We start from the raw sequence: 16,750 nt of genomic DNA, 5'->3' as shown, positions 1-16,750 counted from the left end.
TTAGCGGTGCGCTCCGAACGCGTTCTCGTCGAAGGGTCCGACCACGGCGAGCGACATCGGCTGGGTCAGCAGATCCGCCGCCGCCTCGTTCACCTCGTCGGTGGTGACCGCGTCGACCCGGGCCAGCAGGTCGTCGACCCCCATGAGCTCGCCGTAGAGCAGCTCGGACTTGGCCAGGCGGCTCATCCGCGAGCCGGTGTCCTCGAGACCCAGGACGTACGAGCCCTTGACCATGCCCTTGCCCCGGGCGATCTCCTCGGCGCTGATGCCGTGGGTCGCCACCCGGTCGAGTTCCACCCGCACGAGGTCGAGCACCTCGTCGGACTTGCCGGGGGCGGAGCCCGCGTAGACGCCGAACAGACCGGCGTCGGCGTACTGGCTCGCGTACGAGTAGACCGAGTAGGCCAGGCCCCGCTTCTCGCGGATCTCCTGGAAGAGCCGGCTCGACATGCCGCCGCCCAGCACGTTGTTGAGCACGCCCATCGCGAAGCGGCGCTCGTCGCGGCGGCCGATGCCGACCCCGCCCAGCACCAGGTGGCCCTGCTCGGTGTCCCGGTTGCGCACGACCACGTGCGGCTTCTGGGTGGGCACCCGCTTCGAACCCGACCGCGGCGGCGCCGGGTCAGCCGGCTCGGAGTCGAGCGCGGTGCCGGCCAGAGCCTTGCGGACCAGCCGGACGACCGTGGCGTGGTCGAGGTTGCCGGCCGCCGCCACCACGATGTGCGGCGCCTTGTAACGCCGGCGGTAGAAGCTGTGGATCTGGTTCCGGGTCATCGGAGTGATCGATTCCTCGGTCCCCGAGATCAGCCGGCCCAGCGGGTGATTGCCGAAGATCGCCTCGGTGAAGACGTCGTGCACCTCGTCGCCGGGCTCGTCCTCGTGCATCGCGATCTCTTCGAGGATCACCCCGCGCTCGGTCTCGACGTCGGCCGGCTCCATGATCGAGTCAGCCACGGCGTCGCACAGCACGTCGACCGCGAGCGGCAGGTCGGCGTCGAGCACCCGCGCGTAGTAGCAGGTGTATTCCTTCGTGGTGAAGGCGTTGGTCTCGCCGCCCACCGCCTCGATCTCGGACGAGATCTGCAACGCGGTGCGCTTGTGGGTGCCCTTGAACAACAGGTGCTCGAGGAAGTGCGAGGCGCCGGACATGCCGGGCGTCTCGTCCCGCGACCCCACGCCGACCCAGACGCCGAGGGCGGCGCTGCGCGTGGTCGGGATCGACTCCGTGACGATGCGCAGCCCGCTGGGCAGGATCGTGCGCTTCGCGCCGTCCGAGAGGGACTGGGTTCTCATTCGCTTCGCGGCCGGCGGCGGGGTGGTGGGATGCGGGGTGCCGGTAGTGGCGCGGGCCGGCTTTCCGGCCGGCCCGCGCGAACTCGTTGTCACAGCTCTTTAGTCGCGGCGCTCGCCGCGGCCCTCGCCACCGGAACGACGGCGACGGCGGGGCTCGCCACCACCCTCGCCACGGGGCTCACGCGGCGGACGGCCACCCTCGGAGGAGGAGCCCTCGGCGGCCGGCGCGGCGGCCGGAGCCTCCTCGCCCTCGGGGCGGACCTTGTCCAGGTAGATCTTGCCGCGGGCGTCGATGTCCGCGATGGACACCTCGACCTTGTCGCCGACGTTGAGGAAGTCCTCGACCTTCTCGACCCGCTTGCCGTCGCCCACCTTGGAGATGTGCAGCAGGCCGTCGCGGCCGGGCAGCAGCGAGATGAAGGCGCCGAACGCGGCCGTCTTCACCACGGTGCCGAGGAACTTGTCGCCCATCTTGGGCAGCGTCGGGTTGGCGATGGCGTTGATCCGCTCGACCGCGGCCTCGGCCGACGGGCCGTTGGTCGCGCCGACGTAGATCGTGCCGTCGTCCTCGATGGAGATGTCGGCGCCGGTCTCGTCCTGGATCGCGTTGATCGTCTGGCCCTTGGGGCCGATGACCATGCCGATCTTGTCGACCGGGATCTTGACGGAGGTGACGCGCGGCGCGTACTCCGACATCTCGGCCGGCGAGCTGATCGCGGCCTCCATCACGCCCAGGATCGTGGCGCGGGCGTCGTGCGCCTGCTGCAGGGCACCGGCCAGCACGTCGGACGGGATGCCGTCGAGCTTGGTGTCCAGCTGCAGGGCGGTGACGAACTCGCTGGTGCCGGCGACCTTGAAGTCCATGTCGCCGAACGCGTCCTCGGCGCCCAGGATGTCGGTCAGCGCGACGTACTGGGTCTTGCCGTCGACCTCGTCCGAGATCAGGCCCATCGCGATGCCGGCGACCGGCGCCTTCAGCGGCACACCGGCGCTCAGCAGCGACAGCGTCGAGGCGCAGACCGAGCCCATCGAGGTCGAGCCGTTGGAGCTCAGAGCCTCGGAGACCTGACGGATCGCGTAGGGGAACTCCTCACGCGTCGGCAGCACCGGCACGAGCGCCCGCTCGGCCAGCGCGCCGTGACCGATCTCGCGGCGCTTCGGCGAGCCCACCCGGCCGGTCTCACCGGTCGAGTAGGGCGGGAAGTTGTAGTTGTGCATGTAGCGCTTGGACTTCTCGGGGGCGAGCGTGTCCAGCGTCTGCTCGAGCCGCAGCATGTTCAGCGTGGTGACACCCAGGATCTGGGTCTCGCCCCGCTCGAACAGCGCCGAGCCGTGCACCCGCGGCAGCACGCCGACCTGGGAGGACAGCGGGCGGATGTCGCGCGGGCCGCGGCCGTCGATGCGGACCTGCTCGCGCAGCACACGCTGACGGACCTCGGACTTGGTGACCGAGCGGAAAGCCGCGCTGATCTCCTTCTCGCGACCCTCGAACTGCGCGTCGAGCAGCTCGTGGGCCTTGGCCTTGACCAGGTCGAGGGACTCTTCGCGCTCCTGCTTGCCAGCGATCTTGAGGGCCTCGGCGGTCTCGGCCCGGACGGCCTCGCTGACCGCGGAGAACACGTCATCCTGGTAGTCCAGGAAGACCGGGTAGTCGGCGACCGGCTTGGCAGCGACGTCGGCCAGCTCGCTCTGCGCGCGGCAAAGTTCGCGGATGGCCGGCTTGGCGGCCTCCAGGCCGCTGGCCACGACCTCCTCGGTCGGCGCGGTGGCGCCGGCCTGGATCAGCTTGATCGCCTGCGGGGTGGCCTCGGCCTCGACCATCATGATCGCGACATCGCCGTCGCCGACGACGCGGCCGGCCACGACCATGTCGAAGGTGGCCCGCTCGAGCTCCTCGAGGGTCGGGAAGGCGACCCACTGGCCGTCGATGTGCGCGACGCGGGTCGAGCCGACCGGGCCGCTGAACGGCAGACCGGACAGCTTGGTCGACATCGAGGCGCCGTTCATGGCGACCACGTCGTAGGGGTGCTGCGGGTCGAGCGCGAGGACGGTCTCGACGACCTGGACCTCGTTGCGCAGGCCCTTGGTGAACGACGGGCGCAGCGGCCGGTCGATCAGGCGGCAGGTGAGGATCGCGTCCTCGCTGGGACGGCCCTCACGGCGGAAGAACGAGCCGGGGATGCGACCCGCGGCGTACATCCGCTCCTCGACGTCGACCGTCAGCGGGAAGAAGTCGAAGTGCTCCTTCGGCTGCTTGCTGGCCGTGGTCGCGGAGAGAACGACGGTCTCGCCCAGCTGGACGATGACCGAGCCGGCGGCCTGCTTGGCGAGGCGGCCGGTGGAGAAGGTGATCTCGCGGGTGCCGAACGACCCGTTGTCGATCACGGCGGTGCGGGATTCGGTGCCGAGAGCGGTGTTCTGCTCTGTCATGTGGTGCGGTACTCCTTCGTCGAGGACCCGGCGGTCTACACAGCGCGGTTTCCGCAGCTGCCGGTCTTCGATCGAAGTGCCCAGGAGGTTGGCCTGGGAACCACTACCGAGGACCGGTGGCTTACTGCGTACCGCGCGGGTCCGGTGGTAAAACTCGGGGGAGCGGCCCGGTCGGCCACTCCCCCGTCAAATCAGCGGCGCAGGCCGAGACGCTCGATCAGCGTCCGGTAGCGCGCGATGTCCTTCTTCTGCACGTAGTTGAGCAGGCGGCGGCGACGGCCGACCAGCAGCAGCAGACCACGACGGCTGTGGTGGTCGTGCTTGTGCACCTTCAGGTGCTCGGTGAGGTCGGCGATCCGCTTGGTCAGCATCGCGACCTGCACCTCGGGCGATCCGGTGTCGCCGTCCTGCGCCTTGTACTCGTCGATGATCTTGGTCTTGGTCTCTTGATCGAGCGCCATGTTCTCCGTACTTCTGTGTTGCCGAGGAATCGGTTTCCCCGCGGCCCGCGGCGTCGGGCAGGCAGGCGGGACCGGTCGTTGGATAAGCCAACGTCGTGTCAACCCTACCAGGGGGTCAATGAAGCAACGCGCGGGTCTGGTCGACGTCGTCGCGGATCTGCGCCACCAGCGGCTCGATCGCGTCGTAGGTGCGCTGTTCGCGCAGGTGAGCCACGAAGTCGAGGCTGACGCGCTCGCCGTACAGGTCGCCGCTGAAGTCGAGCACGTAGGCCTCCACTCGCCGCTCGCGCCCGGAGAATGTCGGATTCGTGCCGATCGAGACGCTGGCCGGCAACCGGGCGGCGTGCTCGCCGCCGCGGATCAGCCAGGCCGCGTAGACGCCGTCGGCGGGTACGGCCGCGTAGCGGTGCACCATCAGGTTCGCGGTGGGAAAGCCGATCTCACGCCCCCGCTGATCCCCCCGGACGACCACGCCACCCAGCCGGTGCGGCCGTCCCAGCGCCGCGGCGGCCGCCCGCACGTCCCCCGCGTCGACACAACTGCGGATGTACGTCGACGAGAAGACCAGCCCGTCCTCGGACACCAGCGGCGCGTCCTCGACCGTGAACCCGAACGACACCCCCAGCCGCTCCAGCAACCCCACGTCCCCCGCCGCACGGTGCCCGAACCGGAAGTTGTCCCCCACCACGACGACGGCCGCGTGCAGCGCCTCGACCAGCACGTCGTGCACGAAGGCCTCGGGGCTCAGCTGCGAGAACGCCGGGGTGAAGGGAACCACGCAGAGCGCGTCGACGCCGAGCTGCTCGATCAGCTCGGCCTTGCGCACCGGCTCGGTCAGCACCGCCGGGTGCGAACCCGGCCGCACCACCTCGGCCGGGTGCGGGTCGAACGTGACCACCACCGACTGAAGCCCCAGGTCACGGGCACGCTTCACGGCGTGCCCGATGATCGCCTGGTGCCCCCGGTGCACCCCGTCGAACACCCCGATCGTGACGACCGACCGCCCCCATCCCCCCGGAACAGCCTCAAATCCCCGCCACCGCTGCATGTCAAAGCCCTCCCGGCCCGAAGCCAACAGCCCCAGCGTATCGACGCCCCCACCGCGCCCGGCCTCGTGCTAGGGGTTAGCTGGTTCCATCCCGAGCCCCCACCCTCCCTGGGGAATGAGGAAGGACGGTATCGCTGTCAAGCGGGCGGCAGGCGGTTGTCCACAGGACGGCCGAGGCGCACAGCCGCTTTCCACAGACGGGCGACGCCACGTTGACGCTGAGGTCAGGCGGGTGCCAGGACGATCTCGGCCCGCGCCTTGCCCTCGCGTTCGGAGACAATGGCCAGAACCTCGCCGGTGGGGGCGAACACCGCGTACGGGCCGGTGATGCCGACCGGGTCGAGAGGGCCGCCGTGGCTGAGCACGCGGGCCTCGTCTGCGGTCGCCTCGCGCTGGGGGAAAGCCTGACGGGCGGCCTCGGCCATCGGCAGTGTCACCACGTCGGGGGCCGCCTCCTCGAGCTGTTCGAGGGTGCGGGCCTCGGACAGGGTCATGTCGCCGACGGCCGTGCGGCGCAGGGCGGTCAGGTGGCCGCCGACTTCGAGCAGGGTTCCGAGATCGCGGGCGATGGCGCGGATGTACGTGCCGGAGGAACAGGTCACGTCGATGTCGATGTCGACGGCGTCGCCGGGACGGCGGATCTCCAGCACTTCGAGGCGGGAGATCGTGACCGGGCGGGGCGGGATCTGGACGTCCTCGCCCTCGCGGACCCGCTTGTAGGCCCGCTGACCGTTGATTTTGATGGCGCTGACGGCGCTCGGCACCTGGTCGATCTCGCCGCGCTGGCGGGCCAGGCCGTCGTGGATCGCCTCGTCGGTCACGTGGCCGGCCGGGGTGGTGGCGGTGATCTCGCCCTCGGCGTCGTCGGTGATGGTCGACTGGCCCAGGCGGACGGTCGCGGTGTAGCTCTTGGCCGAGCCGATCACGTACGTGAGCAGGCGGGTGGCCCGGTTGACGCCGATGATCAGGACGCCGGTGGCCATCGGGTCGAGGGTGCCGCCGTGGCCGACGCGCCGGGTCTTGGCCAGGCGCCGGATGCGGGCCACCACGTCGTGCGAGGTCATTCCCGCGGGCTTGTCCACCACGATGAGTCCGTCCGTGTTCACCGGACCACCCTAGAAGCTCCCCGCGTGACGCCGGCGACGGCCCGGCACCCCGACGCGCGGACCCGGGGGGCTCAGCGGGTGACGCCGGCGACGGCCGGCACCTCGACGCGCGGACCCGGAGGGCTCAGCGGGTGACGCCGACTACGGCCCAGCGGCCGGAGCGCCAGCGCCAGACAGTCGTGACGAAGCGGATCAGGATCAGCAGGGCGAGCCCGGCCCAGACGCCGCCTAGGCCCAGGTCGAAGAAGTACGCGATCCAGATGGCCGGCAGGAAGCCGAGCAGGGCCGCCGCGAGCGTGATGTTGCGGAGGAAGCGCACATCCCCGGCGCCGATCAGCACGCCGTCGAGCGCGTAGACCACACCGGCGAACGGCATCAGGCCGATGAACCAGGGCCAGATGACCGCGGCCTGATCGTGTACGCCGGCGTCGGGGGTGAACCAACCCGGGATGTGACTGCTGCCGGCCGCGGCCAGCAGGGCGAAGGCGACACCGGCCAGGCCGCCCGCGATCGTCACCTTGCGGGCCACCGCCCGCGCCTGGTCGTCGCGCCCGCCGCCGAGCGCCGCGCCGACCAGCGATTGGGCCGCGATCGCCACCGCGTCGAGGGCAAGCGCGCTGAAGAACCACAGCTGGAGGGCGATCTGGTGGGCGCCGACGGATTCGACCCCGAACCGGCTGGCGACCGCGGTGGCCGACAGGAAGCAGGCCTGGAACGCCGCCCCGCGGATCAGCAGGTCCCGGCCGAGGCTGAGCTGCTGGGCGATGACCTGGGGGTCGGGGCGCAGCTGCCTCGTCTCGCGGATCAGCGCGTACAGGAAGAAGCCGCCGGAGACGGTCTGCGCGACGACGTTGGCGACAGCCGAGCCGGTCAGCCCCCAGCCGACCGGATAGACGAGCACGGGGCACAGGACGGCCGAGAGCACGTTGGCGCCGAGCACGAAGATCAGCGGGCGGCGGGTGTCCTGCACGCCGCGCATCCAGCCGTTGCCGGCCGCGGCGAGCAGCAGGCCCGGCGCGCCGAGGGCGGCGACCCGGAGCCAGGTGGCGGCGGCCTCGGCGGTGGCGGGGTCGCCGGAGAGGGCCTGCGCGAGCGGGCCGGCGAAGGGCTGGGCGAGCAGAGCCAGCAGCACACCCACCGCGAGGGCGAGCCAGGAGGCCTGGACCCCCTCGGCGACCGCGGCGGCCCTGTCCCCCGCGCCGAAGCGGCGGGCGGCGCGGCCGGTGGTGCCGTACGCCATGAGCGTGCCGAGCCAGGCCGCGACCGACATGATCGTGCCGCCGACGGCGACGGCTGCGAGCGGCACGGAACCGAGGTGCCCGACCACGGCGGTGTCGACGAGCACGTAGAGCGGCTCGGCCGCCAGCACGACGAGCGCCGGCAGGGCCAGTTGCGCGATCCGCCGCGTGGAGACGGAAGGCGTAGCGCCCAGGAGGGTCGGGTCAGGCTCGCTGGAGGCGGCCGGCTGGGCAGGCGGGCTCATGGTTGCTCATGATGCCCGCCCAGCCGTAAGGACTGCAATTCAGGTGAGTGCTTACCCGAGCCTACTGACGCGTGTCCATCGAGGTCTGCAGGGCGCGGCGCGCCTGCTCGCGGGCTTCGTCGGTGGTCGGGGGCTTCGGCTTCGCGGCCATGATCGTGGTCCTTCCACGGTGGGGGACGCGGTACGACGACACGCGTCCTGAAGATCGGTCGAGCGGGCGTCACGTGGGCCGGCCCGGGATCGCCGGGCGCCTGGCACGGGTGACGCAGCCCGAGTCGGTGGACCCGGGTGGCTCGAGGTTCCGCGGCGGGCGGTGGTCACGGCCGCGCAAAACCAAATCACCGTTCAGGAACCAAAACTATCGTTCAGTTCCGCCTCCTGGAGTGTGCTTCCCACCAAGCGGGACGGGGAGCCGATACCCGACAACGCGAACGCCCGCCCCGGCCAGCGGCCGGGACGGGCGTGAGCGGAACAGGAAGTCAGGCCTCCAACAGCGGGCGGATCCGGGCGATCACGTCCTCGGGAGTGCCGTGACCGGTGAAACCGGCGGCCAGCCGGTGGCCGCCGCCGCCCAGGGCCGCGGCGACCGCGCTGACGTTCGCGCCGCCCTTGGAGCGCAGCGAGACGGCCCACTCGCCCGGCGTGAGCTCTTTGATCACCACCGCGACGTCGGCCTCGGCCACCCCGCGCACCGGGTCGATCAGCGCGTCGAGCACGTACGGACGCTGACCGTGACGTTCCAGGTCGGCTGTCGTCGCGTACGTCCAGACCAGGCCCCGGCCGCCGGCCGCGGACGGTTCCAGCACCGCGCGGCCCAGCACCTCGCCGGCCAGCTTCATCGCGCCGAACGGGCGGGTGTCGAACGTGCGGCGAGCGATCTCGGCCGGGCTGATGCCGGTGGCGATCAGGCGGGCCGCCAGCGAGTGGACCGAGGGCGAGCGCACGAACTTGAACGAGCCGGTGTCGGTGGTCAGCGCCACGTAGAGGCATTCCGCGATCTCGGCGTCGAGCGGAACGCCGAGGCGGGTCAGCAGCTCGTCGGCCACCACCGAGGTGGCGGCCGCGGCCGGGTCGACCAGGCTGACGTCGCCGAAGCCGGTGAACGACGCGTGATGGTCGAGCACGACCACCGGGGCGTCGCCGTCGAGCCGGTCGGCCAGCCCGCCCAGGCGGGACTCGGCGGCCACGTCGAAGATCAGGATCAGGGCCGGCGCCGCGTACGCCCCCGGCTCGGGCACCAGAAGCTCGGAGCCGGGCAGTGCCCGGTAGGGCTCGGGCACGTCGAACTCGCCGGGGAAGGTGGCCCGCAACCGGGTGAAGCCGAGGCGCCGCAGGCCCAGCGCGAAGCCGAGCATGCTGCCGAGCGCGTCCCCGTCGGGGTTGACGTGGCAGATCAGCTGCACCTCGGCGTCGAACGCGACCGACCGGATCGCCGCGACGGCGGCATTCCAGTCAGCCTCCGCGACCGGCGACGGATCCGCGGAGGCGACCAGCGACGGGCCGGCGTGGGCGACCAGCGACGGGTCCGCGGAGGCAACCGGCGACGGGCCGGCGGGCTCGCGGGGTTCGAGGGCGGAGGGAGTGCGGCCCGGCTCGACGCCGGGCCGCGTCACGGAGGAGGACGTCACCCCTGGTCCTCGCGGGCCCCGACCCGCTCGGCGGAGTCGTCCTCGTCGTCGTCCTCGCTCTTGTAGGGGTCGGCGTCGCCCGCGTACTGCTTGCCGGCCGCCAGGCGCTGGACCTCCTGGTCGCGCTGGCGCGCCGCGGCCAGCAGATCTTCCATCTCCTTGGCGTGGTCCAGCACGTTGTCCTGCGAGAACGCCAGACTCGGCGAGTGTCGCAGGCCCAGCGCGTGACCGACCCGGGTGCGCAGCATGCCCTTGGCGCTCTCGAGCGCCGCCTTGGTGGCCGCCTGCTCGGTCGCGTCGCCGAGCACCGTGTAGAAGACCGTCGCCTCGCGCAGATCGCCGGTGATCCGCGCGTCGGTGATGGTCACCATGCCGAGCCGGGGATCCTTGATCTCCCGTACCAGCGATGCCACCAGTTCCCGTACGCGTTCCGCATGCCGACGCGTCTTGGCCGGGTCCGACATATCGCCCACCTCCGACTGTGTGCCCGCGGGTCCGTAATACCCCCGCCCAACTGGTGAAGCGTACCCACGTGACCGCGGGGCCGAACGCGTGCGTGTCAGTCGTCCTCGCCGTGGAGGCGGCGCCGGACCGACAGCAGCTCGATCTCGGGCCGGCCGGCCACCTGGTTCTCGCAGGTGTCGATGACGGCGCGGGCCTGGGCCGGGTCGGCGGCCACCGCCGCCACCCCGATCTGGGCCCGCCCGTGCAGGTCGTGAAAGCCCACCTCGGCCACGCTGACCTCGAACTTCTTCAGCATCGCGACGATCGGGCGGACGTAGGAGCGCTTCTGTTTCAGCGAGCGGGAGTCGCCCGGCAGCAGCAGATCGAACACTGCGGTTTCCGTATACATCGCAGCGAAGGTTACAGCGGGGGTACGACATTTCTCACCGGATTTCCGCGGCCGTGCGGCCGGGAGAACCCGCGGTTCAGGCCGCCCGGGCGATCAGCACGTCACGCTCGATGCCCTGGTCGACACGGTGCGAGAGGGGCAGCTGGGGCACCAGCTCGAGCCCGTTGGCGAGCAGGATGTCCTCGGCCAGCTCGCGCCGCGCGACCTTGGTGTTCCACGACAACCCGAGCGCCCCGCCCGGGCGTAGCAACGGCAGCCACTGCGGCACCGCCCGCTCCAGCAGGTCGAGCGGCCGCCGCGAGATGCCGCCGGTGTCGTCGTACGACCCGTGGGCCACCCCGTAGGGCAGGTCGGCCACCAGCACGTCGGCCACACCGCCGCGCAGCAACCCGTCGAGCTGGGTGGTGTCGGCCTGCAACACCACCAGCTTCTGCACCGCCCCGGCCTTGTGGTCGTCCTTGCTGGCGGCCATCGTCACCTCGAGCCGCCGGGCGGCCCGCTTGCCCTGCCGCCGCACGGGCACGAGTTCCGCCGTGTGCTTGAGGCGCTTGCGCTTGAGCCAGGTCTGCAGGAAGAGCTTGTACGCCTCCACGTCCTTGCCGTCGATCTCGACCCCGACGGCGTCGTAGCCGTACATCAGCGCCTGGTTCAGGGTCGTTCCCCGGCCGGCCAGCGGGTCGAGGACGGTGAGACCGCCGTCGAGCATCCGCCCGGCCGACGCCGAGGCCAGGATCGTGAGGTTGAGCACGAGCTTGGTGAACTGCTCGTTGGTCTTGCCCGCGTACTTCGGGATGGTGATCAGGTCGCTGTCGTAGCGGGCCAGGGGCGTCATCATGATCGGCCGCAGGTGATCGTCGTCGGTGCGTTCGAAGAGGGCGTAGGCGGCGGACAGGTTGGACAGGTAGGCGACGTCGCCGACGGTCAGGTCGCCGGTGAACGCCAGATACTCGACGCCGCCCAGCGTGGTGACGTCGATGTCGTCGAGGCCCGAGGAGAGCGCGGAGCCGAAGGCGGCCAGCTCGGCGGTCGCGAGCCGGCCCGCCTGGTCGGCGTAGACGCGGTTGGCGGAGGGCGCGAGCAGTAAGGCGTACCGGGGCATGGAGGCCATTTTGCCGAGCCCGCATCGGCCGCCCGCCAGCGGGGCGCACAACAGGAGCCGGGCGGAAAGGGAACGGCCCCGGCGCGGAAAGCGCCGGGGCCGTTCGTGCTGCTCTTCTCGTTACGCGCGCGGCTTCTCGCGCATCTCGAAGGTCTCGATCACGTCGCCGACCTGCGGGCTGCCGAAGCCGCTCAGGGTCAGACCACACTCGAAGCCCTCGCGGACCTCGGTCGCGTCGTCCTTGAAGCGGCGCAGCGAGCTGATCGTGACGTTCTCGGCCACCACGGTGCCGTCCCGCAGGATGCGGGCCTTGGCGTTGCGGCGGATGAGACCGGTGCGGACCAGACAGCCGGCGATGAGACCGATCTTGGACGAGCGGAAGACCTCGCGGATCTCCGCCGTGCCCAGCTCGACCTCTTCGTACTCCGGCTTGAGCAGGCCCTTGAGCGCGGCCTCGATCTCCTCGATGGCCTGGTAGATCACGCTGTAGTAGCGGATCTCCACGTTCGCCCGGTCGGCCATGTCCTTGACCTTGTTCGAGGCCCGGACGTTGAAGCCGATGATCGTGGCGGTGGCGTCCGAGGACGCCGACGCCAGGTTCACGTCGCTCTCGGTGATCGCACCGACGCCGCGGTGGATGACCTTGAGCTGGATCTCGTCCGGAATCTCGATCTTGAACAGCGCGTCCTCGAGGGCCTCGACCGAACCGGACGAGTCGCCCTTGATGACCAGGGTGAGCGAGGTCTTCTCGCCCTCCTTGAGCTGCTCCATGAGGTTCTCGAGCGTGGCCCGGGTGCGCGAGTTGGCGAAGCTCGCCGCGCGGCGGCGGGCCTGCCGCTGCTCGGCGATCTGCCGCACCGTGCGGTCCTCCTCGGCGGCCAGGAACGTGTCACCCGCGCCCGGCACCGAGGTGAGACCGAGGACCAGCACCGGGCGAGCCGGGAAAGCCTCGGCCACGGTGTTGCCGTTCTCGTCGAGCATGGCGCGGACGCGTCCGTGCGCGCCGCCCGCCACGATCGAGTCGCCGGCCCGCAGCGTGCCCTTCTGGACAAGCACGGTGGAGACCGCGCCGCGGCCCTTGTCGAGGTGCGACTCGACCACGGCGCCCTGCGCCGGCCCGTCGATCGGAGCGGTCAGCTCCAGCGACGCGTCGGCGGTCAGCAGGACCGCCTCGAGCAGCTCGTCGATGCCGATGCCGGGCTTGGCCGCGACGTTGACGAACATCGTGTCGCCGCCGTACTCCTCAGCGAGCAGGCCGTAGTCGGTCAGCTGCTGACGCACCTTGTCCGGGTTGGCGTCCGGCTTGTCGACCTTGTTGACCGCGACCACGATCGGCACCTCGGCCGCCTTGGCGTGGTTCAACGCCTCGACCGTCTGCGGCATCACGCCGTCGTCGGCCGCCACGACCAGGATGACGATGTCGGTCACCTGGGCGCCACGGGCACGCATGGCGGTGAACGCCTCGTGGCCCGGGGTGTCGAGGAAGGTGATCGCCCGGTCCTCGCCGTTGTGCTCGTAGTGCACCTGGTAGGCGCCGATGTGCTGGGTGATGCCACCCGCCTCGCCGGCGACCACGTTGGTCTTGCGGATCGCGTCGAGCAGCTTGGTCTTACCGTGGTCGACGTGACCCATGACGGTCACGACCGGCGGACGGGTGACCAGCCGGCTCTCGTCCACCGCGGCGTCGAGGTCGATGTTGAACTGCGCGAGCAGCTCACGGTCCTCGTCCTCGGGGCTGACGATGCTCACCGTGAAGCCCAGGTGCTCGCCGAGCAGCAGCAACGTGTCGTCGGAGCACGACTGCGTCGCCGTCACCATCTCGCCCAGGTTGAACATCTCCTGGACCAGCGAGCCGGGGTTCGCGTTGATCTTGTCGGCGAAGTCGGACAGCGAGGCGCCACGCGACAGCCGGATCTCTTGACCCTGACCGCGCGGAGCACCCGAGCTCATCTGCGGAGCCGACAGGTTGTCGAACTCCTGACGCCGCTGCTTCTTCGACTTGCGACCGCGGGTCGGCCGGCCACCGGGACGCCCGAAGGCACCCGCCGCACCGCCGCCACGACCGCGACCGCCACCACCGGGACGACCGGGAGCGCCGGCACCAGCCGGAGCACCGCCGCCGCCACCGGGACGGAAGCCGCCACCGCCACCGCCGCCACCACCGGGGCCGCCACGGTAGCCACCGCCACCGCCGCCACCACCGGGGCCGCCACGGTAGCCACCGCCACCGCCGGCACCGCCACCAGCGCCGCCGGGACGGAAGCCGCCACCGCCGCCACCGGGACCGCCACGACCGCCGCCGGGACCGCCGGGACGACCGGCGCCACCGCCGGGGCCGCCGCGACCGGGACCGGCCGGGCGCTGCGCGGGCATGGACGCGGGGCTGGGCCGCGGCGGCATGGACGCCGGGCTCGGCCGCGGCGGCATGCCGGGCTGGTTGGGCCGGGGCGCGCCGGGCGTGGGACGGTTCCCACCACCGGACACCCCGAACGGGTTGTTACCGGGACCGCGCTGCGGCGGACGCGGAGCGCCACCGGCGGGACCGGGACGCGGACCGCCCGGAGCACCGGGCGCCGCGGGACGGCCGGCGGCCGGCGAACCCGGACGCGGCGGGACCGAACCGGGGCCGGGGCCACGGGTGGGACGCGCGCCACCGTCGACCGGCGGCTGCTGGGCGCGACGCTCGGCGTCACGCGTGCGGGCGGCCTGTGCGGCCTTGACCGCGGCCTCCTGCTCGGCCTTGAGGGCGGAGGCACGGGCCTCGGCCGCTGCGACCTCGATGTCGTGGGCGCTCGCCGGCTTGGCGACCGGACCGGGCCGAGGACCCGGACGGCCGACCGACGGCTTGGGACTCGCGAAGGGACCGGGTGCCGGCGCCGGGGACGTGGGGGCGCTGGGCGCTCCCTCGGCCGGGGCCGTGGGCCGGCGCGGCGGCTGGGGCCGGGCGCTCGGCGGAGCCGGACGGGCGGAGGCGGACGCGGGTGCGCTGGGCGCCGACGGGGCGGAGGCCGCCGGAGCGGAACCTGCCTCGTAGGCACCACGCAGCCGCCGGGCCACCGGGGCCTCGACCGTGCTGGATGCGGACTTGACGAACTCGCCCATCTCTTTGAGCTTGGCGAGAACGGTCTTGCTGTCGACCCCGAGCTCCTTCGCGAGCTCGTGTACGCGGGCCTTTCCTGGCACTGCACTCCTCACTTCGAGGTCGTGCGAGCGCACCCGCAACGACCTCACTCGTGCACTAGAAGCCTGTTCATTTCAGGGACTTCATCGTGTGCTCATCTTGGTCGTCCTACCTTGCTGGGTCGTGACGTGGCCACCATGGCCACGTCATCGGTCGTTCCGTGCGGTATGACCGCACGGATGTGCTCGGCCAGCAAACCGGTGTCAGCAACACCGGTGAGTCGCAGCGCCCGCCCGAAGGCGCGGCGCCGCTCCGCCAGCGCGAAGCAAGCCGGATCGGGATGCAGATGCGCTCCCCGGCCCGGCAGTCGGCGGCCCGGATCGGGCTGGAGCCGGAGGTCAACCCCGGAACCGGCCGCGACGAACCGAATCAACTCGGCGGCCGGCGTCCGCTTGCGACAACCGACACACGTCCGCCAAAAAACAGCGCGCGTCGAGCCGACCATTGGAAAGTCTACTCCTCGTGCGTCCGGAACGCGTATCCGGTCAGCTTCCCGCTTCGGCCGCATCACGGTCGGCCGAGGTGGAGGGGGCGGCCGGCTCGTTGTCCGGGCGGATGTCGATGCGCCAGCCGGTGAGCCGGGCGGCGAGCCGGGCGTTCTGCCCCTCGCGACCGATCGCCAGCGAGAGCTGGAAGTCGGGCACGGTCACCCGGGCCGTACGGCTGGCCGCGTCGACCACCTCGACCCGCAGCGCCTTGGCCGGCGAGAGCGCGTTGCCGACGAACTGGGCCGGATCCTCCGACCAGTCGATGATGTCGATCTTTTCGCCCTGCAGCTCGCTCATGACGGCCCGGACACGCTGACCCATCGGGCCGATGCAGGCGCCCTTGGCGTTGACCCCGGGCACCTTCGAGTGCACCGCGATCTTGGTGCGGTGACCTGCCTCACGGGCGATCGCGGCGATCTCGACCGTGCCGTCGGCGATCTCGGGCACCTCGAGCGCGAACAGCTTCTTGACCAGGGCCGGGTGTGACCGCGAGAGGGTGACCTGGGGGCCGCGGAAGCCCTTGGCCACGTGCACCACGATGGCCCGCAGCCGGGAGCCGTGCTGGTAGGGCGCCTCGCCCGGCACCTGCTCGGACTGCGGCAGGACGGCCTCGATCTTGCCCAGGTCGACCAGCACGATGCCCTTCTCGGCGCGGGCCGCGTCGGCCTGCACGATGCCGGTGACCAGGTCGCCGTCGCGGCCCGCGTACTCACCGAAGTGCTGCTCGTCGGTGGCCTCGCGCAGCCGCTGAAGGATCACCTGCTTGGCCGTCATCGCGGCGATGCGGCCGAAGTCGTGCGGGGTGTCGTCCCACTCGCGCACGACCGTGCCGTCGGCGTCCAGCTCCTGGGCCAGCACCGAGGAGACGCCGGTCTTGCGGTCGATCTCGACGCGGGCGTGGCCCTGCGCCCCCTCCGTGTGCCGGTAGGCGGTGAGCAGCGCCGTCTCGATGGCCGCCAGAATTGTCTCGAACGGGATCTCCCGCTCGCGCTCCAGGGCGCGCAGCGCCGCGAGGTCGATGTTCATTCCCCGCCCTCCCCTTCGTCGTCGTCTTCGTCGTCGTCGCCGAAATCGGCCTCGTCCAGCCGCTTGAACTCGATCTGCACCTTGCCCGCGCCCAGCTCGTCGAAGCTCAGCTCGCGGGGCTTGCCGTCGACGTCGAGCACGATGCCCGCGTCGCCGGCCTCGACGATCCGGCCGGTCAGCCCGTTGACCGCGACCAGCCGGCCGCGGTTGCGCCGCCAGTGGCGGGGCAGGGTGAGCGGCCGGTCGATGCCCGGCGAACCGACCTCGAGCTGGTATTCGCCGGCGAGCACCTCGCCCCCCGACTCCTCGGCCGCGTCGAGCGCGGCCGAGATCTCGCGGGAGACGACGGCCACGTCGTCGAGACTGATGCCGCCGTCGGTGTCGACCAGCACGCGCACCACGTGGCGGCGGCCGGCCCGGGCGACGGCGACGTCTTCCAGGTCGTAACCGGCCGCGGCGACGACGGGCTCGATCACCGCGCGCACCCGGGCCCGGGCGGCGGTCAGGTCGACGCGCGGGGCGGCGGGGACGCGGGGCTCCTCGTCCTCGCGGCGGCGCCGTGCCCCGGGCTTCTGTCCAGGCCGGGCGCCGGCGCGACCACCACGCTGCGTCATCGGTGCTCGACCCTCTTTCAAGAAGTGGACAAACGACTGT

The 16,750-nt window shown here is 71.6% G+C and carries 14 protein-coding genes; all 14 read right to left on the bottom strand.

The window, feature by feature from the left end; translation table 11 throughout:
• The 14 genes from KXC43_RS25400 to rimP all read right to left on the bottom strand — a co-directional run bounded on the left by KXC43_RS25400 (position 1) and on the right by rimP (position 16,710).
• Positions 1-1,386 (bottom strand): M16 family metallopeptidase, encoded by a 1,386-nt coding sequence (locus KXC43_RS25400; protein ID WP_438870913.1) that lies wholly within the window; start codon positions 1,384-1,386, stop codon positions 1-3.
• 6 nt (positions 1,387-1,392) lie between these two features.
• The gene (locus KXC43_RS25395; protein WP_221378654.1) at positions 1,393-3,723 is read right to left on the bottom strand and encodes a polyribonucleotide nucleotidyltransferase; all 2,331 of its coding nucleotides are present in this window, start codon (positions 3,721-3,723) and stop codon (positions 1,393-1,395) included.
• Between the two features lie 191 nt (positions 3,724-3,914).
• Positions 3,915-4,184: a 30S ribosomal protein S15 gene (rpsO, locus tag KXC43_RS25390; RefSeq protein WP_221378653.1), complete on the bottom strand. Its 270-nt coding sequence runs from the start codon at positions 4,182-4,184 to the stop codon at positions 3,915-3,917.
• A 115-nt stretch (positions 4,185-4,299) separates the two neighbouring features.
• Positions 4,300-5,232 (bottom strand): bifunctional riboflavin kinase/FAD synthetase, encoded by a 933-nt coding sequence (locus KXC43_RS25385; RefSeq protein WP_221378652.1) that lies wholly within the window; start codon positions 5,230-5,232, stop codon positions 4,300-4,302.
• 224 nt (positions 5,233-5,456) lie between these two features.
• Positions 5,457-6,338: a tRNA pseudouridine(55) synthase TruB gene (gene truB / locus KXC43_RS25380; protein WP_221378651.1), complete on the bottom strand. Its 882-nt coding sequence runs from the start codon at positions 6,336-6,338 to the stop codon at positions 5,457-5,459.
• Positions 6,339-6,462: 124 nt separating this feature from the next.
• Positions 6,463-7,821 carry an MATE family efflux transporter gene (locus tag KXC43_RS25375; protein ID WP_221378650.1) on the bottom strand — a complete coding sequence of 453 codons (1,359 nt, stop codon included), beginning with the start codon at positions 7,819-7,821 and terminating at the stop codon, positions 6,463-6,465.
• Between the two features lie 479 nt (positions 7,822-8,300).
• Positions 8,301-9,314, bottom strand: coding sequence for a DHH family phosphoesterase (locus KXC43_RS25370; RefSeq protein WP_255644820.1), 1,014 nt, complete (start codon positions 9,312-9,314; stop codon positions 8,301-8,303).
• Between the two features lie 131 nt (positions 9,315-9,445).
• Complete coding sequence (gene rbfA, locus KXC43_RS25365) at positions 9,446-9,913, bottom strand: 30S ribosome-binding factor RbfA (protein WP_221378649.1); 468 nt, start codon at positions 9,911-9,913, stop codon at positions 9,446-9,448.
• 95 nt (positions 9,914-10,008) lie between these two features.
• Positions 10,009-10,302 carry a DUF503 domain-containing protein gene (locus tag KXC43_RS25360; protein ID WP_221378648.1) on the bottom strand — a complete coding sequence of 98 codons (294 nt, stop codon included), beginning with the start codon at positions 10,300-10,302 and terminating at the stop codon, positions 10,009-10,011.
• 76 nt (positions 10,303-10,378) lie between these two features.
• Positions 10,379-11,401: a TRM11 family SAM-dependent methyltransferase gene (locus KXC43_RS25355; RefSeq protein ID WP_221378647.1), complete on the bottom strand. Its 1,023-nt coding sequence runs from the start codon at positions 11,399-11,401 to the stop codon at positions 10,379-10,381.
• Between the two features lie 120 nt (positions 11,402-11,521).
• The gene (gene infB, locus KXC43_RS25350; protein WP_221378646.1) at positions 11,522-14,584 is read right to left on the bottom strand and encodes a translation initiation factor IF-2; all 3,063 of its coding nucleotides are present in this window, start codon (positions 14,582-14,584) and stop codon (positions 11,522-11,524) included.
• A gap of 92 nt (positions 14,585-14,676) precedes the next feature.
• Positions 14,677-15,027, bottom strand: coding sequence for a YlxR family protein (locus KXC43_RS25345; RefSeq protein ID WP_221378645.1), 351 nt, complete (start codon positions 15,025-15,027; stop codon positions 14,677-14,679).
• A gap of 40 nt (positions 15,028-15,067) precedes the next feature.
• Positions 15,068-16,096, bottom strand: coding sequence for a transcription termination factor NusA (gene nusA, locus KXC43_RS25340; RefSeq protein WP_221378644.1), 1,029 nt, complete (start codon positions 16,094-16,096; stop codon positions 15,068-15,070).
• Positions 16,093-16,710 (bottom strand): ribosome maturation factor RimP, encoded by a 618-nt coding sequence (rimP, locus tag KXC43_RS25335; RefSeq protein WP_221378643.1) that lies wholly within the window; start codon positions 16,708-16,710, stop codon positions 16,093-16,095. Before rimP ends, nusA begins: the two co-directional genes overlap by 4 nt.
• Positions 16,711-16,750 lie beyond the last annotated feature (40 nt).

Source organism: Paractinoplanes polyasparticus, from assembly GCF_019710575.1.
Classification (GTDB): domain Bacteria; phylum Actinomycetota; class Actinomycetes; order Mycobacteriales; family Micromonosporaceae; genus Actinoplanes; species Actinoplanes polyasparticus.
This window is presented reverse-complemented; position numbering and strand designations above follow the sequence as displayed.